The organism is Telluria sp. ZB4P36, from assembly GCF_059685865.1.
The window spans coordinates 158,829-182,572 of record NZ_JCASIE010000002.1; the positions used below are offsets into that span (position 1 = coordinate 158,829).

Annotated in this window: 16 protein-coding genes; 7 read left to right on the plus strand and 9 right to left on the minus strand. The window is 69.0% G+C overall.

The features are described 5' to 3' along the window. Window positions 1-184: 184 nt before the first annotated feature. Window positions 185-607, minus strand: a complete 423-nt coding sequence (locus tag AC56LK_RS03575; protein ID WP_497183191.1) for a hypothetical protein — start codon at window positions 605-607, stop codon at window positions 185-187. 206 nt (window positions 608-813) lie between these two features. Here AC56LK_RS03575 and AC56LK_RS03580 point away from each other — a divergent pair, with 206 nt between their 5' ends. Then, window positions 814-1,398 carry an NAD(P)H-dependent oxidoreductase gene (locus tag AC56LK_RS03580; RefSeq protein WP_497183192.1) on the plus strand — a complete coding sequence of 195 codons (585 nt, stop codon included), beginning with the start codon at window positions 814-816 and terminating at the stop codon, window positions 1,396-1,398. Then, window positions 1,388-3,193, plus strand: coding sequence for a glutathione-regulated potassium-efflux system protein KefC (gene kefC, locus AC56LK_RS03585; protein WP_497183193.1), 1,806 nt, complete (start codon window positions 1,388-1,390; stop codon window positions 3,191-3,193). The genes AC56LK_RS03580 and kefC overlap by 11 nt, the downstream gene beginning before the upstream one ends. A gap of 216 nt (window positions 3,194-3,409) precedes the next feature. On the opposite strand, the gene AC56LK_RS03590 is transcribed toward kefC, so the two are convergent. The 7 genes from AC56LK_RS03590 to AC56LK_RS03620 all read right to left on the minus strand — a co-directional run bounded on the left by AC56LK_RS03590 (window position 3,410) and on the right by AC56LK_RS03620 (window position 12,439). Beyond that, window positions 3,410-4,375, minus strand: a complete 966-nt coding sequence (locus AC56LK_RS03590) for a glycoside hydrolase family 43 protein (protein ID WP_497183194.1) — start codon at window positions 4,373-4,375, stop codon at window positions 3,410-3,412. 10 nt (window positions 4,376-4,385) lie between these two features. Beyond that, on the minus strand, window positions 4,386-7,151 hold the full coding sequence (locus AC56LK_RS03595) for a TonB-dependent receptor (protein WP_497183195.1): 2,766 nt from the start codon (window positions 7,149-7,151) through the stop codon (window positions 4,386-4,388). Between the two features lie 101 nt (window positions 7,152-7,252). Continuing rightward, window positions 7,253-8,269: a LacI family DNA-binding transcriptional regulator gene (locus AC56LK_RS03600; RefSeq protein WP_497183196.1), complete on the minus strand. Its 1,017-nt coding sequence runs from the start codon at window positions 8,267-8,269 to the stop codon at window positions 7,253-7,255. A gap of 29 nt (window positions 8,270-8,298) precedes the next feature. Beyond that, window positions 8,299-9,408 (minus strand): ABC transporter ATP-binding protein, encoded by a 1,110-nt coding sequence (locus AC56LK_RS03605; RefSeq protein WP_497183197.1) that lies wholly within the window; start codon window positions 9,406-9,408, stop codon window positions 8,299-8,301. Between the two features lie 13 nt (window positions 9,409-9,421). Then, the gene (locus AC56LK_RS03610; protein ID WP_497183198.1) at window positions 9,422-10,255 is read right to left on the minus strand and encodes a carbohydrate ABC transporter permease; all 834 of its coding nucleotides are present in this window, start codon (window positions 10,253-10,255) and stop codon (window positions 9,422-9,424) included. After that, complete coding sequence (locus AC56LK_RS03615; protein ID WP_497183199.1) at window positions 10,252-11,142, minus strand: carbohydrate ABC transporter permease; 891 nt, start codon at window positions 11,140-11,142, stop codon at window positions 10,252-10,254. The genes AC56LK_RS03610 and AC56LK_RS03615 overlap by 4 nt, the downstream gene beginning before the upstream one ends. Window positions 11,143-11,152: 10 nt before the next feature. Further along, window positions 11,153-12,439 (minus strand): extracellular solute-binding protein, encoded by a 1,287-nt coding sequence (locus AC56LK_RS03620; protein ID WP_497183514.1) that lies wholly within the window; start codon window positions 12,437-12,439, stop codon window positions 11,153-11,155. Between the two features lie 126 nt (window positions 12,440-12,565). On the opposite strand from AC56LK_RS03620, the gene AC56LK_RS03625 reads away from it, so the two are divergent. Continuing rightward, window positions 12,566-13,573: a DMT family transporter gene (locus AC56LK_RS03625; RefSeq protein WP_497183200.1), complete on the plus strand. Its 1,008-nt coding sequence runs from the start codon at window positions 12,566-12,568 to the stop codon at window positions 13,571-13,573. On the opposite strand, the gene AC56LK_RS03630 is transcribed toward AC56LK_RS03625, so the two are convergent. Continuing rightward, window positions 13,496-15,301, minus strand: coding sequence for a family 43 glycosylhydrolase (locus tag AC56LK_RS03630; protein ID WP_497183201.1), 1,806 nt, complete (start codon window positions 15,299-15,301; stop codon window positions 13,496-13,498). The two genes, AC56LK_RS03625 and AC56LK_RS03630, sit on opposite strands and share 78 nt — an antisense overlap. A gap of 317 nt (window positions 15,302-15,618) precedes the next feature. Here AC56LK_RS03630 and AC56LK_RS03635 point away from each other — a divergent pair, with 317 nt between their 5' ends. The 4 genes from AC56LK_RS03635 to AC56LK_RS03650 are packed head-to-tail and all read left to right on the plus strand — an operon-like array spanning window position 15,619 to window position 23,743. Continuing rightward, entirely contained in the window at window positions 15,619-17,859 is a 2,241-nt protein-coding gene (locus tag AC56LK_RS03635) for a TonB-dependent receptor (RefSeq protein WP_497183202.1), read from the plus strand. 60 nt (window positions 17,860-17,919) lie between these two features. Next, window positions 17,920-19,293, plus strand: a complete 1,374-nt coding sequence (locus tag AC56LK_RS03640; RefSeq protein ID WP_497183203.1) for an oxygenase MpaB family protein — start codon at window positions 17,920-17,922, stop codon at window positions 19,291-19,293. Next, window positions 19,290-22,832 carry a hybrid sensor histidine kinase/response regulator family protein gene (locus AC56LK_RS03645; RefSeq protein WP_497183204.1) on the plus strand — a complete coding sequence of 1,181 codons (3,543 nt, stop codon included), beginning with the start codon at window positions 19,290-19,292 and terminating at the stop codon, window positions 22,830-22,832. Before AC56LK_RS03640 ends, AC56LK_RS03645 begins: the two co-directional genes overlap by 4 nt. Beyond that, window positions 22,829-23,743, plus strand: coding sequence for a diguanylate cyclase (locus AC56LK_RS03650; RefSeq protein WP_497183205.1), 915 nt, complete (start codon window positions 22,829-22,831; stop codon window positions 23,741-23,743). Before AC56LK_RS03645 ends, AC56LK_RS03650 begins: the two co-directional genes overlap by 4 nt. Window position 23,744 lies beyond the last annotated feature (1 nt).

Sequence of the window (23,744 nt, forward strand, 5' to 3'; positions counted from 1 at the left end):
CCCAGCATGGGCGACACAATGTCAATATGTCCGCCTTCGTACACGCCGGGGGTCAGTCGGAAGAACGACACGATACCGCTCCGACTTCTCAGGGAAACCATTGTGCAAGTAGCCGCCCACCGGCACCTTGCGCCCCGGCAGCGCCCGGACACGCCGTTCGCGAGCGCCTGCCGTGGCTCCACGTTCAGCGTTCGCGCGGCGCGGTTCCTTGGTCGTACTGATCGCCATCGGTGTCGCCACCAGGCGTCGCGCCCTGGCGGCCACCCTGTTTGACGGCCTGCTGCCCCGATTGCTGACTGCCTTGTTGCCCGGACGGCTTGTTGCCCTTGCCCATGCCTTCCATTCCGGTTTGGATCTGCCCGCCCTGGCTGCTGCCGCCGCTGAAGGCCTGGTCGGATTCCTGATCCGTGGTGTTGCCGGCGAGCAGGTCATCGGTGCGGCTGGCCGACTGCTGGCTGCCTCCTTGTTGATCCACACTCTGGCTGCCCATCTTGCCGATGTCGCCGGTGCCGCCGACACCCATGCTGCCGGCACTGCCGCTGCCGTCGCGGGTGGCCTGGTCGTAGTTGCGCCCCTTGGGTTTCTTGCCTTCGCTCTGCATCGACATGCTGGCCTCCTTATCATGAATATTCTTCATGATAGTCCAGCATGGCGCGCGCAAGAATAGTCCGCCGCCGGTGCCCGCTGTAGGACGACAGCTAAATCACGCTCCGGACCGTTTCTTGAAACAATGTGTCATGTTCTTACGCGCGCATGAGACAGAGCTTCGTTTACAATCATTTCATTCTTGCAATATCTCACTCGGAGCCCCGGATGTCTTCTTCTCCTGCCCTTCCCGCCGGGCCGCGCGCCCTGGTCGTCTTCGCCGACCCCTCGCTGCAGCGCTCGCGCATCAGCCGCCGCGTGGCGGAGGCCGTCGCCGGCCTGCCCGGGGTCGAGGTGCGCGACCTGTACCAGCTGTATCCGGACTTCTACATCGACGTCCGGCGCGAGCGCGAGCTCCTGAAGGCCGCGCCGCTGGTGGTCTTCGTGTTCCAGCTCGCGTGGTATGCACTGCCGTCCCTGCTCAAGGAGTGGCTCGACAGCGTGGTCAAGCCCGAATGGGCCGGCAGGCCGGGCCGCCTGCACGGGAAGACCGCGTTCGCCGCGGTGGCCTGCGCCGGCAGCAGCCTCGAATACCGGGCCGAGGGCCTGCACGGGCGCCCGCTCGAGGACTACCTGGCGCCGCTCGCGCAGACGGCGAAGGCCTGCGGCATGGACTGGCTGGCGCCGCACGTGTTCTATGGCGCCGATGCCGGCGAGCTCGACGCCGCCGGCCGCCATTCGGAGGAACTGCGCACACGCCTGGCGAAACAGGCCGGCATTGCCGACATCGAAGGAGCGGCCGATGGAACATAATCTCCTGCTCAATGCGCTGGTCTACCTGGCCGCCGCCGTCATCGCGGTGCCGGTCGCCAAGCGCCTCGGACTGGGCGCGGTGCTCGGCTACCTGCTGGCCGGGATCGCGATCGGTCCCTGGGGCCTGGGCCTGATCCGCGAAGTCGAGGACATCCTGCACTTTTCCGAATTCGGCGTGGTGCTGCTGCTGTTCGTGATCGGCCTCGAGCTCGAGCCGCGCCGCCTGTGGGCGCTGCGGCGCTCGATCTTCGGCTGGGGCGCGGCGCAGGTGCTGGGCGTGGCGGCGGCGCTTCTCTTGGGGGCCGTGCTGGCCGGGATCGGCTGGAAGACCGCCCTGATCGCCGCCCTGGGCCTGTCGCTGTCCTCTACCGCGATCGCGCTCACCACCATGCAGGAGCGCAACCTGATCCCGACCGCGGCCGGCCAGGCCGGCTTCTCGATCCTGCTGTTCCAGGACATCGCCGCGATCCCGATGATCGCCCTGGTGCCGGTGCTGGGCGTGCCCGACTCGCACCCGGACGCCGGCTGGACGGGTGTGCTCAAGGCCGTGGCCGTGATCGGCGGCCTGGTGCTGGCCGGGCGCTTCCTGATCCGCCCGCTGCTGCGCTTTATCGCGCGCACCGGCATGCGCGAGATCTTCACCGCCTTCGCCCTGCTGCTGATCATCGCGATCTCGCTGTTGATGGCCTCGAGCGGGATGTCGATGGCGCTCGGCGCCTTCATGGCCGGGGTGCTGCTGGCCGATTCCGAATACCGCCACGCGCTCGAGGCCGACCTCGAACCCTTCAAGGGCCTGCTGCTCGGGCTGTTCTTCATCGCGGTCGGCATGTCGGTCGATTTCGGGGTCTTCCTGGCCCAGCCCTGGCGCATCCTGGCGCTGGCGCTGGCCTTCCTGGCCATCAAGCTGGCGGTGCTGTGGCTGCTGGCGCGCTGGTTCGACATGAAGGGGCGCCAGCGCATCCAGTTCGCCTTCCTGCTGTCGCAGGGCGGGGAATTCGCCTTCGTGGTGTTCGGCGCGGCCGCCACGGCCCGGGTGTTCGATCCCGATACCGCGTCCATCCTGGTGCTGGTGGTGGCGCTGTCGATGATCGCCACGCCGCTGCTCCTGATCCTGTACGACCGCGTGCTGGAACCGCGCTGGCGCCGCCGTCCGGGCCGCGAGGCCGACGCGATCGACGCCAACCAGGGCCACGTGATCATCGCCGGCTTCGGGCGCTTCGGCCAGATCGTCGGCCGCCTGCTGCACGCCAACCAGGTGCCGCTGACCATGCTCGACCACGATCCCGACCACATCGACACCCTGCGCGAATTCGGCTTCAAGGTGTTCTATGGGGACGCGACCCGCATCGACCTGCTGCACGCGGCCGGCGCCCACCATGCGCGCGCCCTGGTGCTGTCGATCGACGGCATCGACGACAGCCTCAAGCTGGCGGCCGCGGTGCGCGCCGAATTTCCCGACCTGCCGATCCTGGCACGGGCCCGCAACGTCACCCATTACTACCAGCTGATGGACCTGGGCGTGACCGTGATCGAACGTGAAACCTTCGATGCGGCGCTGATGCTGGGGCGGCGCGCGATGGAAGAACTGGGCTTCGGCGCCTTTTTCGCGCGCCAGGCCGCGATGCGCTTCCGCGAGCACAACCTCAGGAGCGTGCACGAGGTCTACCCCTACTACAAAGACCGGGAACAGTATGCCTCGATGGCCTTGCGCGCGCGCGAAGAGCTGCACGCGATGTTCGAGCGCGACTTCGTCGCCCTGAAGCGCGAGCGTGACAGCGACGAGGCGGATGAATAGACGCTCTGGCAAGTGGGCGTAAAATTTGTCGGGACAGGGAAAACGCGGCACTCATCGATACCGCGCGCGACGTCAGCGGGCATGTGCAGGCGCGCCAGGCGCTGGAACGCTCCGAAGCGGCCCCCAACAGTATGCTCGAGAGTATCGGCGACGCCTTCTTTGCCGTCGACAGTGGCTGGCGCCTGACCTACACCAACCAGAAGGCGGGCGGCAGCGCTAGATCACCAGCCCCGCCGGCGCCGGCTGGCGCGTGAACGTCGGCCCCTCCGTGCTCGGCCGCCCACCCTCCCACACCAGGCGATCGATGCACATGCGCCGGCCGGTCATGGCCGGATCCCAGGCGTGGTAGACGATCCAGTCCTGGCTGCCGTCCGGGGAGGTGGTAAAGGAGTTGTGGCCGGGGCCGATGACGTTGCCGGGCCGCGAGCGCATCAGGAGGGCTTGGTCGCTGCCTTCCGGCCGTGCGAAGGGCCCCAGCGGATGGTCCGCCACCACGTAGCTGACCCCATAGTTCTCCTTCTCCCAGGCGCCGCCGCTGTAGAAGCAGTAGTACTTGCCGCCGTGGACCAGGACCGACGCCCCCTCCACCGTGTGCCAGTCGTACACCGCGTCGTACATGGCCCTCCCCTTCTTGAACAAATGCCAGTCGGCGTGCGGGCGCGCCACGGTGCGCGGCTCACCCGCCAGCCGGTCCATCGTGGGCATGCGGTCGACCACGATGCCGGTGCCGATACGGTGGTCGTCCTGCAGTTCGAGGAAGTCCACGCAGTAGTACAGGTACCACTGACCGTCGCGGTCGCGGAAGGGGTGGGCGTCGATCGAGAACTGCAGCTCCGGGACCAGCAGCAGGCCCCGGTCCACAAAAGGGCCGATCGGGTTGTCGGACACCGCCACACGCAGCTTCTGGTGCTTGCCCTCTTCGTCGCCGGACGAGTAGTACATCCAGAAACTGCCCTCGCTGTAGGCGACTTCCGGCGCCCAGAAATGCTGGTCGCCGGGCGCGGCGATGGCATAGCCGGCGCGGTGCCAGTCGACCAGGTCGTTCGACACCAGCACTGGAAAGCGCCCGCCGCCCGGCCCCGCTGGCGCGGTGCCGTAGGCGTAGTAGCGCCCCTCGTGCCTGAGCACGAAGGGATCGGCCATGATGTCCGGATAGACCGGATTGCTGTACGTCCTGATCATCGGCCTTTCCTCACATCTGGTACCGCAGGCTCAGGCCGTACGTGGTCGGGTTGTAGCGGATGTCGCGTGGCCGGATCGGGTCGCCCAGGTAGCTCTCGTAGCGTTCCTTGGTCAGGTTGATCGCGTCGAAGTTCAGGGTCAGGTTCGGCGTGATCGCGTAGCCGACGCTCAGGTCGACGTAGGTCGAGGCCTTGACGATGCGGTCTTGCCCGAAACGCGGCTCGGCGATCTGCTCGACGTACTTGCCGCGCCGGGTGGCCGCCAGGCGCCCGGTCCAGCCGCCGCGCTCGTACAGCAGCGCGAAGTTGTAGCTCTGGCGCGCCACGCCGACCATCTCGGTGGTGGTGTAGCTGCCGCTGTTCAGGGCGGTGCGGGTCTGGTTCTCGCCGTCGATCCACGTGTAGTTGAACTGCGCGCCCAGGCCGCTCCAGGCGCCCGGCAGGAAGTCGAAGAACTTCTGGATGCCGAATTCGGCGCCCTTCAGCTTGCCCTTGCCGGAGTTCTGCGGGCGGGTCACGCGGTAGTTCACGCCGTTGATGCTTTCCTGCTGTTCGAAGTTCTGCAGGTAGCCGTCGATATCGCGGTGGAAGACCGCGATCTGGGCGAAGCCATTGTCCCGGAAGTAGTACTCGAGCGTGGCGTCGCTGTTGATCGACTCGGTCGGCGCCAGTTCCGGATTGCCGGCCGAGCCGGTGCCGGGCGCGTTCACGGTCGGCGGGATCAGGGACAGCGCCGGATTCAGCTGCGCGAACTCGGGCCGGGTGATGGTCTTGCCCACGCTCAGGTGCGACTGCACGCGGTCGGTCCAGTTCACCACCGCCGACAGGTTGGGCAGGAAGTTGGTCTCGTCGCTGTCCTCGCTGATCGCGGTGACCACATTGCCGATGCGGCGGTTGCCCTCCAGCTTGCGGTCGACCTTGACCAGGCGCCCCCCGACATTGCCGGTCATGCCGATCCCGCCCAGCGCGGCCTTCCAGCGTGCGCCCAGGTGCAGGGTGGCGGTGCGCTCGCGCTGCTCGAACAGGCGCATCGGGTCGTCCGCCACCCGCCCGGCCGGCTGGCCGTAGAAGGCGCGCACGCGGTCGGCCTGGTCGATCAGGAAGTCGCGCGAGGGCGTCATCCAGGGGCCGCCCAGGCGGTCCAGGCCCGGCACCAGCGACTGGAAGGACGGACCGAAAGCGGCCACCGGAGACGGCCGCACCGCGCCGCCCGGCAGGTCGTTGGCGCGCTCGCCGCTGTGGAAGCTGACCTCGCGGTTCGACAGGCGGATGCCCCCGGTCAGCGCGGTGATGAAGCCGTCGCCGAGGCGGTACACCGAATCAAGGCGGAACTGGGTCTGCTCGCCGCGCGACTCGCCCCAGTTCTGCACCATGCCGCGCAATACGAACTGGTTGGGATCGCGCAAGGGATTGCTGCTGGTCGGGGTGGTGATGGCGTTGTAGCCGCCATGGCCGTCGCGCCCGTAAGTGTAGACCGCCGAGCTGGCGCCCGGGATCTGCTGGTCGACGATCACGGTGTCGTTGACATAGTCCGAGCGCGAGAAGGCCAGGTTGCTGTCGACCGACAGCGGGCCCTGGCGGTACTTGGCGCCGAAGTTCAGGAAGTGGGTGGCGGTGTGCTCCTTCACGCCCCAGGTGCTGGTGGCGGTGTAGGGGTCCCAGTCGTAGGGCCCGCCGAAGCGCGCCGCGGCCGCGTTGGCCGACTGGATCGGGCAGATCACGCCGACCGGCGTACTGCAGTAGCTGCCCTGCGGGGCCAGCACCACGTTGCTCAGGCGCGGGGTCCAGGTGGCGATGTTCAGGATGTAGTCGACTTCGGCCCTGCTGCCGTAGCCGGTGCCGAGGTATTGGGCACTCAGTTCGGTGTGCGGGTTCAGCTTCCACTGCACGGCCGCATGGACGCTGCCGCGCTCACGGTCGCCGGCGTTGTAGATGCCGCCGATGTTGGGCAGCTCGCCCAGCCGGTCGCCCGGGCGCAGCGGCGCGATCGGCTGGTCGTCGTTGAGGCGGGTCGCGCTGCCGTCCGGGCTGACCGAGAAGATGCGGTCGGGCCGGTCGACCCATTGCACCGGCATCGCCCAGCGCTCCTTGTTGTAGGCGATGTCGACCAGCACGCCGATCTCGCCGACGCCGGTCTGCCAGCGGTTGCTCATCAGGACCCCGCCGCCCGGATTGGTCTTCTCCTTGCGCGCCTCGCTGCCCTCCACATAGTTGCGGCGGCCCTCGAGGAAGCCGGTGAGGGTATAGCCCTTGAAGTCGAAGGGCGCGCGCAGGCGGATATTGACCGCGCCGGCGATGCCGCCCTCGAACTGGTTGGCAGTGGCCGACTTGTACACGTCCAGGCCGCCGATCGACTGCACCGGCAGGTCCTGGTAGGACAGGCGGCGGCCGGTGCCGGTGAAGATCTCGTTGCCGTCGATGGTGGTGGCCACGTCCGGCAGGCCGCGGATGATGACGGAGCTCGTCTCGCCGCGGTCGCGGCCCACCTGCACGCCGGCGATGCGCTGCAGGGCGTCGCCGGCGGCACGGTCCGGGAATTTGCCGATGTCGTCGGCATTGATCGAATCCACCACCTGCTCGCTGTCGCGCTTGATCTGCTCGGCCGAGCGGATGCTGCTGCGGATGCCGCTCACCGTCACCGTGGCGATGGGGCCGGCGGCCGTTGGCTGGGCCGGATCGGCAGCCGTCTGGGCGGCATCCTGGGCGGCGGCGAAGCCGATGTGGGCGCACAGCAGCATGACGGCCGTGCAGACCGGCCGGACTTTCAAGTGTCGCATCGAGGTCTCCTCCGTTATTGGGATCGTTATTAGTCATAATTTATGACCAATATGACAAAAGCTATCCGAATTCCCGGTGCCCTGGCGCACTCAAGGAACGCTCAAGACACCCCGATTTTCGCCACCGATTCACGCTCCACCAGAGGGCAATCCATCTTCATGCTGGTGCGCCGGGAGGCCCCGCCGTTCACTTGGGCAATCAAACTTTCAGCTGCCCAGCGGCCCATTTCGTAGTTTGGTAACAACACTGTGGTCAGCGGCGGCTGGGTGTAGCGCGCGATGTCCTGGTCGTCATACCCGACCACCGAGACTTGCCGCGGCACGTCCAGCCCACGTTCGCGCACCGCTCCGAGGGCGCCGACCGCCATCAGGTCGTTGGCGCAGAACAGGGCCGTCGGCGGGTCCGGCAGCGCCAGCAGCGCCCGCGCATGCGCGTGGCCGCTGCTGACCTGCCAGTCGCCCTCGCGCACCAGCAACGCCTCGAACGGGATGTCGCGCGTGGACAGGGCCTGGCGGTAGCCCTTGAGGCGCTCGGCGGCGGCCTCGATCCAGCCCTCGCCGTTGATGAAACCGATGCGGCGGTGGCCGGCGTCGAGCAGGTGCATGGTGGCGGCATAGCCGCCCAGGACCTCGCTCGGCACCACCGAGGAATACAGGCGTTCGCGGCGCTCTTTCTGGTAGCAGTTGAGGAGCACGGTCGGCACCTGCGCCAACAGCGCGGGCACCGTGACGGCGCGCGTGAAGATGGTGGCGTACACCACGCCAAGCAGGGCGGGATCGGCCAGCATGCGCGCCAGCACCGCCCCTTCGTAGGCGGGGTCGTTGCGGGTGGCGTAGGCGGACAGCAGGCAGTCGTGTTCCCAGGCGGCGTCGCGCGCGCCATCGATGGTCTGCATCGCGTGCGGGCTGGTCGACAGTTCGTCGCTGAGGTAGACGATCAGGTTGCGTGCCTCGGGAGGGAGCGCGTGGCCCATGCGCTCCACCGGGTAGCCCAGCTCGCGCGCGATGCGCAGCACCTTGTTGCGGGTCGCCGCGGATACCTTGGCGCCGCTCATGTGGTTGATCACCAGCGACACGGTGGACTGCGACACCCCGGCCAGCTTGGCGATGTCGGTCATGGTGGGCCGCCGGGTGCGGCCCTGCCCGCTCATCGCATCAGCGGCGCACGCGGCAGCGCGGCGCCGTCGGCATCGAACAAATGACCCTGGCCCGGGTCGAATGCGAGCATCACCCGGGCGCCGCGTTCGGGGCATGGCGCGTCGGGGCGGCACTTGAGCGACACCATCTCGGCCACGCCGTCCACCTGCGCATAGACGATGGTGGCGTCGCCCAGGTATTCGACCAGGACCACCGTGGCCGGGATGCCTGGCGCTTCGTCGTCGGTCCCGATGCGCAGGTGCTCGGGCCGTACGCCGAGCGTCACGGCGGCGCCGGGCGCCGTGCGCGCCGCATCCACGGCCACCTGCACGAGGTTCCCGCCGGGCAGGCGCACATGCGCCGCCGCCCCCTCCTCGCCCGCCAGCGCCCCGGGCAGGAAGTTCATGCGCGGCGAACCGAGAAAGCCGGCAACAAAACGGTTGGCCGGGCGCTCGTAGAGGTCGAGCGGGGTGCCGGCCTGCTCGATGCGCCCGCCGTTCAGGACCACGATCTTCTGGCCCAGGGTCATGGCCTCGACCTGGTCGTGGGTCACGTAGATCATGGTGGCGCCGAGTTCGCGGTGCAGGCGCGCCAGCTCGACCCGGGTCTGCCCGCGCAGCGCGGCATCCAGGTTCGAGAGCGGCTCGTCGAACAGGAAGACCTCGGGCTTGCGCACGATGGCGCGCCCGATCGCCACCCGCTGGCGCTGCCCGCCCGACAAGGCCTTCGGCCGCCGCTCCAGCAGGTGGCCGATCTGCAGGATCTCGGCGGCGCGCGCCACCCGCTCCCCGATTTCAACACGCGGCACCCCGGCCAGCCTGAGGGCGAAGCCCATGTTTTCCGCCACCGTCATGTGCGGGTAGAGGGCATAGCTTTGGAACACCATGGCGATCCCGCGCTTGGCCGGCTCGACGTCGTTGCACACCGTCCCCCCGATCGCCACCGTGCCGGAGCTCACGTCTTCCAGCCCGGCGACGATGCGCAGCAGGGTCGACTTGCCGCAGCCCGACGGGCCGACCAGCACCACGAACTCACCGTCGGCGATGTCCAGGTCGATCCCTTTGATGACGGGGTTGTCCTCGTACTGCTTGGTGATGCCTTGCAGGCGTACAGATGCCATGGATTCTCCGTTCTTATCCTTTTAAACCCGTCGCGGCCAGGAAGCCATGCGTCACGCGGCGCTGGAACAGCACATAGGCCAGCGCCACCGGCAGCGCGCCGATCAGCGCCGCGGCCATCAGCTGGGCGTAGATCACGCCATAGGCATCGTAGGTCTGCGTCAGGCCCAGCGGGATCGTCATCATGTCGTTTTCCGTGACGATGATGAAGGGCCACAGGAAGTTGTTCCAGGCCGCGATGAAGGTGACGATCGCCATCGCCCACACGATGTTTCCGGACACGGGCAGGTAGACGTTCCACAGGATGCGCAGCGGGCCGGCGCCATCCATCACGGCGGCTTCCCGGAAGTCGGCCGGCACCGTGTCGAAGAACTGCTTGAACACGTAGATCACCACCGGTGCCACCACCTGGGGCAGCACGATGCCGGCGTAGCTGTTGATCAGGCCGAGCTGGTTCATGATCCGGAACAGCGGCACCAGCAGCGCCTCGAAGGGCACCAGGAAGGCCAGCATGGTCAGCGCGAACAGCAGCGTGCGGCCGCGGAAGCGCAGCTGGGAGAATGCGTAGGCCGCGCTCAGGGACAGGGCCATGGTCACGACCGTGACCAGGAGGGCCACCAGCGCGCTGTTGAACAGCCAGCGGCCGACCCGTCCGGCGCCCAGTACCTTGGCGAAGGCTTCCACGGTCCAGGTCTGCGGGAGCCAGTGAAAGACGGCCGACACGGTTTCGTGTTCGGGCCGCAGCGCCGTACTGGCGGCCCACAGCAGCGGCGCGATCCAGAGTGCGGCCAGCAGCACGGCCGTGAGTGCGCCGACGAGGCTCCAGGCCAGGTTGGTGCGCGCCTTCATGCCTTGCCCCGGGAAAGCCAGCGCGACAACGCCGCCTGGGCCAGCGACAGCACGATGACGATCGCCACGAAGGCCATCGCGATCGCGGCGGCGTAGCCGGCGTCGCTCTGCGTGAACGCGGTTTCGTACATGTAGTGCAAGGTCATCCTGGTCGTGTTGAATGGTCCTCCCACGGTCAGGATGTAGGTCTGCCCGAACACCTTCATCGAGGCGATCAGCTGCAGCACCAGCGCCAGCCCGACCACCGGCCGGATGGCCGGCCAGGTAATGGTCCGGAACAGGGTGAAGCCGCGCGCCCCGTCCAGGGCTGCGGCCTCGTACAGGTCTGCCGGGATGTTGCGCAATCCCGCCAGGAACATCAGCATATTGAAGCCGACCGTCCACCAGACGGTGGCGATCGCCACCGATGGCAAGGCCCAGCGCACGTCGGCCAGCCAGGCGCGCTCGATGCCCAGCACCTGGTTGATCACCCCGGTGGAAGGCTGCAGCATCCAGTCGGCGATCAGGGTCATCACCGAGATCGGCAGGATGTAGGGCAGGAAGAAGGCGCCCTGCAGCCAGGCGCCGGCGCGGGTGAAATGGTCGACCAGCAGGGCCATCACCAGACCCAGGGCCGTCAGCGGAATGACCGTCAGCAGCGCGAAGTAGAAGGTATTGCCGACTGCCGACCAGAATGAAGGGTCTTGCACCAGCGTGACATAGTTGGCGATGCCGATGAAGGCGTTGGTGCGCGTGAGGCTGCTCTCGGTCAGGCTCATGTAGAAGGTCTGCAGCGTCGGCAGCAGGAAGAACACCGCGAACGCGATCCCGAAGGGCGCCAGCAGCATCAGCGCCGGCAGGCCCTCGCCGCGCCGCGCGCCCACCTGCCTGACATGAAAATCAGCCATCCGCATTCTCCTAGTAGCGCGGCGCGCGCTTGCGCAGCAGCAGCGCGGCTTCCGTCTCGAACATGCGCAGGGCCTGCGCCGGCGTGAGCTGGGACGACAGCGGCGCGGGCAGGTATTTCGAGGCCATCGCCTCCAGCGGACCGGCGGCGCCCATGTACCAGGCGTCGGGCGCATAGACGACGTCGCGCGGCACGCCTGCGTACAGCCGGTTCGGCATCAGGGCCAGTGCGGCGGGCGATTCGGCCGCGGGCCGGTAAGCCAGCACATGGCCGCCCTCGGCCCAGCCCAGCGAGTTCTTGCTGACGAAGGCGATGAAGCGCATCACCGCGCGCAGCTTCTGCGGCCTCATCGGCCGTCCCTCGCTGGCGGGAATGGCGAAGGCATGGGAATCGGCCCATACGCCCCGGTTGGCATACATGCGCGGCATCGGCACGATGCCGTAGTCGAAACCGAGGGTGCCGTTCGCGGTGGCGCGCAGCATTTCCGGTACCTCCCACACACCGTTGATCATGAAGCCGGCGTTCCCGCCGATGAACTGGCTGGTCGATGCGGCGTAGTTCAGGCCGGACTGGGCGTAGCCCCTGGCGTACCAGCTGCTGATGCGCGCCAGCGAATCGACGCCGGCCGCCCCGTAGGCGAAACGCCCATTCTGGATCAGTGGCGCGTTGCGTTGCGCCAGCATGGTCAGCCACAGCCGCCACACCGCGTAGGAGCTCTGGTTGCTCTCCATCGTCATGCCGGGGCGGCCGGTGGCCTGGCGCACGGCGCGGAAGGCATCCGTCAGCGCATCGATGCCCTCGATCGGTTTCAACGTGCCCGTTTCATCGAGCAGGCCGGCCTTGCCGACCAGGGTCTTGTTGTAGTACAGGACCAGCGGGTGCAGGTCGAGCGGCACGGCATAGGTCTTGCCTGCGTGCTGGGATTTCTGCCACTGGCGCGGGTAGAAGTCGGCGGGGTTCAAGCCGGCTTCAACCAGTTCCTGCGGCGCGATCGGCCGCAGCACGCCGCCGCCGGCCAGGTTGGTCATGCGCGACAGGTGCACGGTGGCGATGTCGGGACCGGCGCCGACCACCGAGGAGGTAATCAGCTTGGTGTAGAAGGGTTCGCCCCATTTCAGGGTGGTGCTGACCACCCGCACCTCGCGCTGGCTGGCGTTGAAGCGCTCGACCAGCGCCGCCATGCGCGCGCCGTCGCCGCCGCTCAGCAACGTCCACATGCGCACCTCGGTCTGCGCGAAGCCGGACGTGGGTGCGCACAGCAGCGCTGCGGCCACTGCGCAGGCGAGGCGCACGGTCATTGGGGTCAAGCCTGTCTCCTGGCGTCTTTTTTTATCATTAATACTAGCAAATAAATATTACCAGGGGCTGTCCTGCAGGCAAGCGTGCGCCCGGGTAGAATCGGCGTTTTGTCTGGCGGTGAGCGTATGTGGATCGGTGTGTTGTGCGGCCTGCTGGCCGGGGCCATGTGGGGCCTGGTGTTCATCGTGCCGGAGCTGCTGGGCGATTTCTCGGCGCTGGAACTGGCGGTCGGCCGCTACCTGGCCTACGGCGCGATCGCGCTGGCCCTGCTGCTGCCGCGCCTGACATCCCTGCTCGCCAGCCTGGTCCCCGGCGACTACGCGGCGCTGCTGCGCCACGCACTGGCGGGAAACATCGTTTACTACATACTGCTCGCTACCGGGGTGAAATACGCCGGCGTGGCGCCGACCTCGCTGATCATCGGCATGCTGCCGGTGGTGGTCACCCTGCTGGGCCGCAACGACCACGGCGCCGTGCCGCTGGCCCGCCTCGCGCTGCCGCTGCTGCTGGTGGGCGCCGGCATCGCCTGCATCAATGCCGACAGCTTCCTGCACGCCGGCCCCGGCGCTTCAAGTGCCGACATCCTGCTGGGCGTAGCCTGCGCCACCGGCGCCCTGCTGTGCTGGAGCTGGTATGCGTTGGACAATGCGCGCTACCTCAAGCGCAATCCGCAGTTCTCGAGCGCCCAGTGGTCGGCGCTGTACGGACTGGCCACCGGGGTGATCGCTTTGCTGATCGGCGCCGGCGCCTGGGCCTGGAGTTTCGCCGGCGCTGCGCCGCCAGGGCCGCCGCGCGACTGGCAGCTGTTCTGGGCCTGCAATGTCCTGCTCGCGCTGGGCGCCTCCGTCCTCGGCAACGGGCTGTGGAACGTGGCCAGCCGGCGCGTGCCGGTGACCCTGTCCGGACAGCTGATCCTGTTCGAGACCCTGTTCGCGCTGCTGTACGGCTTCCTGTACCGCGGCCATGGTCCGCGGGTGCTGGAACTGGCCGCGATCGCGCTGCTGGTGGCGGGCGTCACCTGGTCGGTCCGGGCCCACGCCGGCCTTGAAGCGCCGTCAGTGCGCCAGCCGCTCGACCCGGACCTCGCCGAAGGTGACGCTGTGGCCGGCGCCGCCCATCGCCACCAGGCCTAGCCTGGCGCCGGCGCCCAGGCTGTGGGTCCAGGTGCCGCCCCGGACCCAGTCCCTGCCGTCCTGTTTCGACCACGCCGTATAGTGCTCTTCCGCGCCCATGCGGCGGATGTCGATCCGCAAGCCGGTCCATTCGCCGGGCGTCCCGACCACGGTATTGCCGTAGCGGGGATAGCCCTTGCCGACCGGCGCCAATTCCTTGCCGAACTCCACCTGGCGCAGGCCGTCGTGCGCCAGCTCGACCAGCTTGACGTAATTGTCGTCGTCGCGCATCACGACCAGTCCGGCCTGCACCGGCTGCGCGCAGCATTCCAGCGGCGCATCGAGCCGGATACGCGCCTCGATGCGCAGGTCGCCCTCCGGCAGCGCGCTGGCCAGCAGCGCCGCGGTATTCGTGTCGACGTGCAGGTCGGCCGCCTGCGTCGCCATGCGCAGGCCGGGCTGGCCGGTGGCCCAGCTGCCGGCCGCCCCGGGCCGCACCCAGCGCCAGCGGGGATCGAGCGCGCCCGGACCGAAGCGCTCGGTCCACACCGGCGTCGAGGCCTGCGCCTTGCCCGTTGACGCCGAAACCGGCGCGGCCGCGCCCGGCGTCACCGAAGGACGCGGCTGCGGCGTGCCGGACGGCCCTTCGCCGCGGTTGACCACCGGCCAGCCGGCCACCCAGTCGATGCGGTCGAGCAGCAGGGGGCGCCGGGTCAGCTTGTCCTCGACGCTGAAATAGCCCTGCTGGCGGTCGACCGCATGGTAGAAGGTCCACCACTGGCCGGACGGGTCCTGGAACACGGTGTTGTGGCCGGCGCCGATCCAACGGTTGCCGTTCTGCTGCAGCACCGGCGTGCCGCCCACGCGCGCGGCCGCCATGTCGTTGCCATCCCGGTCGAGGAAGGGGCCTTCCGGATTACTTGCGCGGCCCACGTAGAGCGCATAGCCGGTCAGCGGGCCGCGGCAGCAGTCGGTGCTGGAGGCGAACAGGTACCAGTGCCCTCCATGCCGCACCACCTCGGCACCCTCGTAGCGGTTGGCCGCGCCGATGCGCACCGGATTGCCCTCCACCCGCATGCCGTCCTTCGACAGGCGCTGCACGTAGATGCCGCCGCCGTAGCTGCCGTAGTACAGGAAGCGGTCGCCCTGCGCGTCCTCGACCACGTCGGGATCGAAGGTCCAGTGGAAGTTGCAGCCGGCGCCGCCCCGGCGGGGCGGCACCACCAGCTGCGGCGCCGGCATCCACGGCCCGGCCGGCGAGGCGCCGGTCGCGACCGCGATCCCGCTGTCGTTCTCGCAGCCCTTCTCGGGGCTGTGGCGGTCGGCGACGTCGGTGACCGTGAAGTAGAGGTAATAGCTGCCGTTCTGGTACACCGGTTCGGGCGCCCACAGCCCGGCCTTGGGCCCGGCGATGCCGGGCGGGCGCTTCTCGAAGGAATCGCGCACGAAGTACCAGTTGACCAGGTCGACCGAGCGGTAGACCGGCATCATGCGGAACTTCCAGCCCCTGCCCTCGCGTTCCTTGTGGCTGACCGGGTCCATGGTGCAGTACAGGTACCAGACCGCCGGCGTCGTGGTGCGGTCGCGCAGCAGCGCCGGGTCGGCGCAGCTTTCGGCCAGGCTGCCGTCGGCCAGGCGCAGCGGCAAGGGATTGGTATAGGTGGATGCCGGGGCAGCGGCGGGCTGGGCGCCTGCAGCCGTGCAGGCGAGCAGCAGGCTGGCGGCGCAGAAACGCGGGAACAGGCGCATTCGGTCTCCTTGTGCGCCGGCGGTGGGCGCGATTGTTCCTGAAACGTAAGCGAAATGGCAGGCCCACGGCGCACGGGTGCCGCAACTTCGGCGCACCGGCCTGTTCCAGAACTTGCCGGAATGGCCATCCCGCCCATAACTATGTTGTATCAAGGTATTATTTCTGTTCAATTATTTTTGTAGGACTATTGCCCGTCATCACGACCTGCTAGACTGCCGAGCTGGCATCCCGCGACGCAATGAACATTGCCAAAATAGAACAAGTGGGATGCAGCCCGCAAAGGGCAGGCATAAGAAAAAACCAGGGAGTAGTCGTCATGAAAGCAAAGCAGGTTCGACCGGCGCATAAGCTGCTGGCCGTGTTGGTATCGGGTATCGCATGGGGCAGCGGGGTGGCCCGGGCCGCGCAGGAACAGGATAACGCCGTGCCGGAAGTCGCGGTCACGGCCCAGCGTACCCTCTCGACCGTCTCGCGCACGCCGGTCGCGATGAGCGTGCTGAAGGGAGAGCAGCTGCTGCAGATCGGCGCCGACAATCCCGCGGCGCTCGGCGCGCGCCTGCCCAACCTGCACCTCGACCAGTCCTTCTCGGGCCTGCGCGTCACCATCCGCGGCATCAGCAACAACGACACCACCGACAAGGGCGATCCCTCGGCCGCCTTCATGCAGGACGGCGTCTACATCGCGCGTCCGGCCGGCCAGGCCGGTAACTTCCTCGACGTCGACCGCATCGAAGTGCTGCGCGGCCCCCAGGGCACCCTGTACGGACGCAATACCACCGCCGGCCTGGTCAACGTGATCTCGAATGCCCCGACCGACAGGCTGGAAGGCCGCGTCGCGCTCGAAGCCGGCACCTACGGCAACCGCAAGCTCGAAGCCGTCGTCAACATCCCCGTGAGCGACGCGCTGGCCCTGCGCGCCGCCGTCGGCACGCGCAAGCAGGATCCCTTCCTGAAGAACGGCCAGGGCACCGGACTCCGGTCCGGCATGGACCGCGACGACCGCGATGCGCGCCTGAGCGCGAAGCTGGCCATCGGCCGCGACGCCGCGCTGCTGCTGCGCTACGACCACAGCGAAGCCGCCAACAACAACGACCGCTTCGTCCCCGACAGCAATTTCTACTCCGGTGTCGCTACCGGCGCGCCGGTCTGGCGCGACAGCAGCGCCGACCAGGCCCTGACCATGGGATTCCGTCCGGCGAACATCGCCCCGGTGCAGGGCATGCAAGACCGCCGCGCGCGCGGCCTGCTGGCGGACCTGAGCTGGAAGCTGGGCCCGGCCACCGTCTACTACCTGGCCTCGCACCGCGAGCTGGACCAGCAGATGGTCAACAACTACTACTACCGGATCTCCCCGGCGATCGCGCTCGGCGTGATCAATACCTACGACGGCGCCAACACCCAGGACTCGCACGAGTTGCGCATCGCCACCAATGGCGGCGGCCCGCTCAGCGCCCAGGGCGGCCTGTACTACTTCACCGAGGAATCCGACACCAGCTATGCCTTCCAGGGCCTGCGCCCGGTCGGCCTGCCGCCCTACTATTCCTTCCCGCTGGTGACCGAAGCGCACAGCAAGGCCGTGTTCGGCCAGCTGACCTGGCGCGTGAGCGGAATGCTGCGCCTGACGGCCGGCGCCCGCCGCACCCACGACGAGAAGGAGCGCGTCGGCTCGACCGACTTCCAGCAGGGTCCCGTGTTCAACCCGGCCACCGACCGCCGCCTGCTGAACGCGGCCGCCCTCGAGACCAGCCGCACGACCTGGCGCCTGGGCGGGGAATTCGACCTGGCCCCGACGACGCTGGCCTATGTCAGCCTGGCCACCGGCTACAAGGCCGGCGCCTTCAACGACGGCTGCGTGGCCGGCACCACGGCGCTCGGCATTCCCTGCCCGGCGGCGATCGCGGTGACGCCCGAATTCCTGTATTACCAGCCGGAAGAACTGCGCGCCTGGGAAGCCGGCTTCAAGTCGCGCCTGCTGGGTGGCCGCCTGACGGTGAATGCCGCGGCCTTCCACTACGACTACACCAACCTGCAGCTGACCGGGAATGCCATCGTGGCCGGTGCGCCGCGCCTGCTGACCCGCAATGCCGGCGCCGCCCGCAGCCGCGGCATCGAGATCGACGGCGAACTGCGCATCGGCAGCGGCGGACGCCTGAACTACGGCCTGACCCTGCTCGACGCCCGCTACGTGAGCTATATGGCCACCCCGAGCGTATCCTGGGCCGGCCGCAAGCTCGACCGCGCACCGAGCCACGTGTTCACGCTCGGCTACCAGCAGCGCGTCGCCCTCGGCGGCGGCCAGCTCACCGGCGGCGTGTTCGCACGCGCCAGCGGCGAGTACGTGCTGGCGGTGCCGAGCCAGCTGCTGGTCTACCGCGTTCCTTCGCACACCAGCACCGACGCCACCCTGTCGTGGGCGCCGGACGGCGCGCGCTGGAGCCTGCTGGCGCGCGTGCGCAACATCGAGAACGAGGTGCGGCCGTCGATCATCGACAGCTTCGGCATGACCACGCCGACGGCCCCGCGCACGGCCGACCTGCGCTTCGATTACCGATTCTGAGGCGAAGCCGGACCCTGGTCCGGCTTTCTTGTTTCCGCAACCTGAGTTCCTGGAGGCTGAATGAAGCGCGACGTCATTGACCTGCCATCTGCCGCGATGCGGGCCGATCCGCCTGCCGACGACACCGTCGCCCGCATGCTGGCCGGCGCCGACGGTCCGCACGAGATGGCGGCGCGGGTGTCCGCCATCAACCGCGAACTCCAGCGCTGGGAGAGCAACGGCGGCCTGGCCGCCTGGGAACCGGGACCGGACACCGATGCGCGCATCGGCGCCGCGCTGAAAGACTACCTGGCCACCTGCCCGGCGCTGCCCGGCTGGGCCGATCCGGCGAAGATCGCGCGCGCCGAGACGCTGTTCATGGACATGAGCATGCTGTCCTGCACCCTGCTGTTCTGCGCCAGCCTGCCCGAGTGCTACGTGCTGCCGGACCTGTCGGCGGTGCTGCAGGCGGCCGGCCAGCTGGAGCAGCACACCGATTACCGGATCCGCTCCACCGCCGCCATGATCTTCCCGGTCATGATGCGGGGCGGGCTCACCGCCCCCGGAGGCGGCGGCGTCTCCCAGGCGCTCAAGGTACGCCTGATCCACGCCACCGTCCGCCACCTGATCCTGCGCGGCGCTCCGCCCAAGCCACGCGCGGACCTCATGCAGGCCATGCCGGCATTGAGCGCGCTGGCGCCGGCCGGCGGCGGCATCTACCACGTGCTCTACGCCCACGGCTGGGACAGCGCGCGCGACGGCCTGCCCTGCAACCAGGAAGAACTGGCCTACACCCTGCTGACGTTCAGTTTTGTCTTCCTGCGCGGCCTGCGTCGCCTCGGCCTGGGCCTGGAGCGCGCCGACGAGGAAGCCTACCTGCACGCCTGGAACGTGCTCGGCCACGTGCTCGGCATCGAACGCGCACTGATGGCCTGGACCATGGACGAGGCCGAAACCCGCTTCGCCGACATCCAGGCGCGCGGCCGCCTGCAGCCGCGCCGGCCCGACCCGCGCCCGCCGCTGGCCGCCGCCCTGATGCGCGAAATGGAAAACCAGATCCCGCTGCGCGTGCTCAAGCCTTTCCCCACCCTGCTGACGCGGCGCTTGTGCGGCAAGGATGCCAGCGCCGACCTCGGCCTGAACGGGCGCGTGTCGCTGCTGTCGCGCCTGCTGTTCACGCTCGGTTTCGGCGCCGTGCGCGGCTTCGACAGCGTGGTGCGCCTGTTCTTACCCGGCTTCTCGATTTCCCGCATGCTGACCCGCGTGGCCGGCTACCGCCTGGTGACGCGCTTCCTGATGGACCAGACCCGTCCTCTGCGCCTGCCCGAGGCCCTGCTCGGCCAGGTCGAGGACACCCTCGGCGGCTGGCGGCGCGACCCGCGCGCGCCGCGCTGGCTGAACCGGCTCGAAGCCCGTCTTGCCGGCCAGCCCCGCCCGGAACGGACGCCGACATGATCGCGCCGTCCGATCCACTGCACGCGGCGCCGACCGCCTTCACCACCGGCGCGCCGGCGGCGTGGCGCAAATTCATGTTCCTGGCCCTGCCGACGCTGCTGGCCGTCGTGCTGCTGCTGGCGTCCCAGGGCGCCCGTACGGCTGCCGTCACGCATCTCGAGCTCGGGCGCCATACGCGCAGCATCGATGCCTGGCCGGCGACGACGGTGCTGGTCGACGAAGGCAGCAAGCTCGACGCCGCGGCGGCGCTGGCCGCCGCCCCGCGCTACCTGCGGCCGGACACCGCCCCCGGCGTCCTCAAGCTGATCCAGGAGCCGCACTGGGTGCGCATTCCGCTGCGGGTGGCTCCGGATGCCCCGGAAGACTGGGTGGTGCAGATCGACTTCGGCATCCTCGACTACGTCGAGTTCTACCTGGAAGATGGCGGCGCTCTGCGCAAGCTCGCCAGCAGCGGCCGGCGCCTGGAGGAAGAAGGCGCGCTCAAGGGCCGGGTGCCCGCGGCGGCCCTCAGGCTGCGGCCGGGCGGCGACTACACGCTGCTGGTGCGGATCCACGCCAAGGGACCGCGCATCGCCCCGATCGCCATCATGCAGCCGGACGCCTACAACCGCGCCGCCCTGGGCGAACAGATGCTGCAGGGTCTCCTGTTCGGCATTGCCGCCTGCCTGGTCGCCTACAGCTTCGGGCAGTGGATCACCCTGCGCGAGGCCCTGTACGGCAAGTACGCGATGTACGTGGGCGGCATCGCCGTCTATTCCCTGGTCTGGTTCGGCCTCGGCGAACAGTTCCTGTGGCGCGGCCACGAATGGTTCAGCCGGCACGTGATGGGCATCTCGTCGCAGATCGCTTCCGCCGGCGCCTACCTGTTCGTGGAACAGATCCTGGCGCGGCCCGGCAAGGACCGCCGCTTCAGCCGCATGATGAAGGGCGGCGCCGCCCTGTGCCTGCTGGCCGGCCTGCTGTGGGGCCTGGGCCTGCTGGACCACCGCTTCCTGATCGTGTTCACCATGACGGTCGGCGCGGCGCCGATGTTCCTCGGACTGCCCGGCGCCTGGCGCCGCCTGCGCGCCGGCGACGAGATCGGCATCTACTTCCTGTTCAGCTGGTTCTTCAGCGCCGGCGGCGCCGTTGTGCAGGGCCTGCTGGCGTCGGGCCAGCTGCCGGCCAATTTCTGGACCATGCACTCGCTGCAGCTGGGCGTCACCATCGACATCCTGCTGTTCCTGCGCATCCTCGGCCTGCGCGGCAAGGCGATGCAGGTCGCGATGCTGCGCGCCGAGGCGGAAGCGCGCATGAAATCGGAGTTCCTGGCCAACATGAGCCATGAAATCCGCACCCCGATGAACGCCATCATCGGCATGAGCCGCCTGGCCCTGATGGGCGAGGCGCCGCCCCGGCTGCGAAACTACCTGAGCAAGATCCTGGGCGCCGGCGAACACCTGCTGGGCCTGATCAACGACATTCTCGATCATGCCAAGATGGAAGCCGGCAAGCTGGCGATCGAGAAGCTGCCCTTCGACCTGAACGAGATGCTCGACCACCTGGCGAGCGTGACCAGCATGAAGAGCGACGCCAAGGGCGTAGAGCTGATCTTCCGGGTCGGTACCGGGGTGCCGCAGCGCCTGGTCGGCGATCCGCTGCGCCTGGGCCAGGTGCTGGTGAACCTGGCCGGCAACGCGGTCAAGTTCACCGACCAGGGCGAGATCGTGGTGGCGGTCGAACTGCTCGAAAACCGCGACGGGCAGGTGACGCTCGAATTCTCGGTGACCGACACCGGCATCGGCATGCTGCCGGAGCAGGTGGGCCGTCTGTTCCAGTCCTTCGTCCAGGCCGACAGCTCGACCACCCGCAAGTACGGCGGCACCGGCCTGGGCCTGTCGATCTCGCGCCAGCTGGTCGAACTGATGGGCGGCCGGATCGCCGCCACCAGCACCCCGGGCGCCGGCAGCCGCTTCGCCTTCACGGTGCCGCTCGGCGTGCACGACGGCGCCGAAGGCCAGGGCACGGCGCTGCGCCACGCCATGCTGCTGGACGTGCGTGCGCTGGTGGTCGACGACAGCGCCACCGCGCGCGCCGCGCTGGCCGAGATGCTGGAAAGTCTCGGCGTGCAGGCCGACACCGTGGCCTCGGGCGAGGAATGCCTGGCCGTCATGGCGCGCGCCCAGGATCAGGGCCGGCCCTACGGCGTCGTCCTGATGGATTACCTGATGCCGGGCCTGGACGGGGTCGAGACGATCCGCCGCATCCACAAGACGGTGCGGGGAGCGGACGGCAATCCGCCGCCCGCCATCCTGATGGTCTCCGTGTGCAACCGCGACACCGTCCTGGAGCAGGAAGGCGAGCTGCCGGTCGACGCCTTCGTGCACAAGCCGGTCGGCCCGGCCCTGCTGTACCACAGCATGCTGCAGGCGCTGCACCCGCAGCTCGCCCTGCCGGATGCGGGCAGCGCGCCGCCGGTGCCGGCGCTGGCCGCGATGGCCGATCTTCCGCGCCTGGACGGCGCCCGCATCCTGCTGGCCGAGGACAATGCCAACAACCGCGAAGTGGCGCTCGACTTCATGGCCGCCGCCCGCATGCAGGTGGACGTCGCCTTCAACGGCGTCGAAGCGGTGCGCATGGCGCGCGAAGGCGACTACGACCTGGTGCTGATGGACATCCAAATGCCCGGACTGGACGGCCTGGACGCGACCCGGGAAATCCGCAACGATCCGCGCCTGCGCACGCTGCCGATCGTCGCCATGACCGCGCACGCCCTCGCCGGCGACCGCCTCAAGAGCCTGGAAGCCGGCATGGTCGACCATGTCACCAAGCCGATCGATCCCGACCTCCTGTTCTGCACCCTGCTCAAGTGGGTCGACCCCGCGCGCCTGGCCGGACGCCCGCTGCCGGCCACCGCTCCGCAGGCCGCCGCAGCGCCGCCGGCCATGCCGGCCCTGCACGCGCTGCCGGCAGTCCCGGGCCTCGACTGGCACCGGGCGCTGGACAAGGTCGACGGCCAGCGCAGCCGCCTGGAAAAGCGCGCCAGCAGCTTCGTGCGCGAGTATGCCGATGCTCCGCGCATCCTGCGCGAAGCCCTGAGCGAGGGCGACCATCCGCGCCTGCAGTCGCTGGCGCACAACCTGAAGTCGAGCGCCGCCTACGTGGGCGCCTTCGAACTGGCCGCGGCCGCGCACCGCCTCGAACAGGACCTGCGCAACGGCCAGGCGACCCGCCTCGCGGCCCAGGTACCGGGCCTGGTCAACGCCGCCGAAACCGTGCTGGCGGCCCTGGCCCGTCTGGCCGAGGCGGCGCAGCCGGCCCGGGCCGATCCGGCTGCCCTGGCGGCCCTGCTGGCGCGCCTGCGCGGGCACCTGGAAGCCGACGACGCGCGTGCCGACGATGCCCTGTCCGAGCTCGAGGCCCTGCTGGGCGGCAGCGCGCACGCCGCCGCCCTGGCCGAGCTGCGGCGCGCCGTCCACGACCTCGAATACGCAGCCGCCCTGGCGCCGCTGGCGGCCCTGGCCGCGCAACTTGAACTGAAGATGGAGGATGTGGCATGAACGGAGTGGAGATCCAGAAAGTCCTGGTCGCCGACGACGATGCCGTGAACCGCGACGTGCTGGGCGAGCTGCTCAAGCCCGAGTACACCGTGCTGCTGGCCAAGAATGGCGCCCAGACCCTGGAGCGCGCGGCGCGCCACCTGCCGGACCTGATCCTGCTCGACGTGATGATGCCGGACATGGACGGCTACGAAGTGCTGCGCCGGCTGCGCGGCGACCCGCTGACCGAGCACATCGCGGTGATCTTCATCTCGGGCCTGGACCGGCCCGAGGACGAGGCCAGCGGCCTCAAGATGGGTGCCTCGGACTACATCACCAAGCCCTTCAACCAGACCGTCGTGATGGCGCGCGTGGCCCTCCACCTGCAGGTGGTGCGCCAGCGCCGGATGCTGGAGCGGCTGGCGAACATCGACGGCCTGACCGAGCTGGCCAACCGGCGCCGCTTCGACGAGGTCTACGAACTGGAATGGCAGCGCGCACGGCGCTCGGGCCGGCCGCTGTCGCTGGCCCTGCTCGACATCGACGCCTTCAAGCAGTACAACGACCGCTACGGCCACCCGGCCGGCGACCGCGCGCTGCGTGCGGTGGCGCGCCTGGCCGCGGGCGCGATGCGCCGCCCGGCCGACCTGGCGGCGCGCTACGGCGGCGAGGAACTGGTGCTGCTGCTGCCCGAGACCGGCGCCGACGAGGCACGCCAGCTGGTGTCGCAGCTGCGCGAAGCCGTGCTCGGCCTGATGATCGCCCACGAGGCGTCGAGCGTGGCCCAGGTGCTCACCGCCAGCGTCGGCGGCGCCACCCTCGCGCCGGACAGCAGGGAGGAAGCAGCGGCCCTGTTCGAGGCCGCCGACGCCGAGCTGTACCGCGCCAAGCAGGCCGGCCGTAACCGTGTCGTCTGGCGCACGGCGCCCTGAG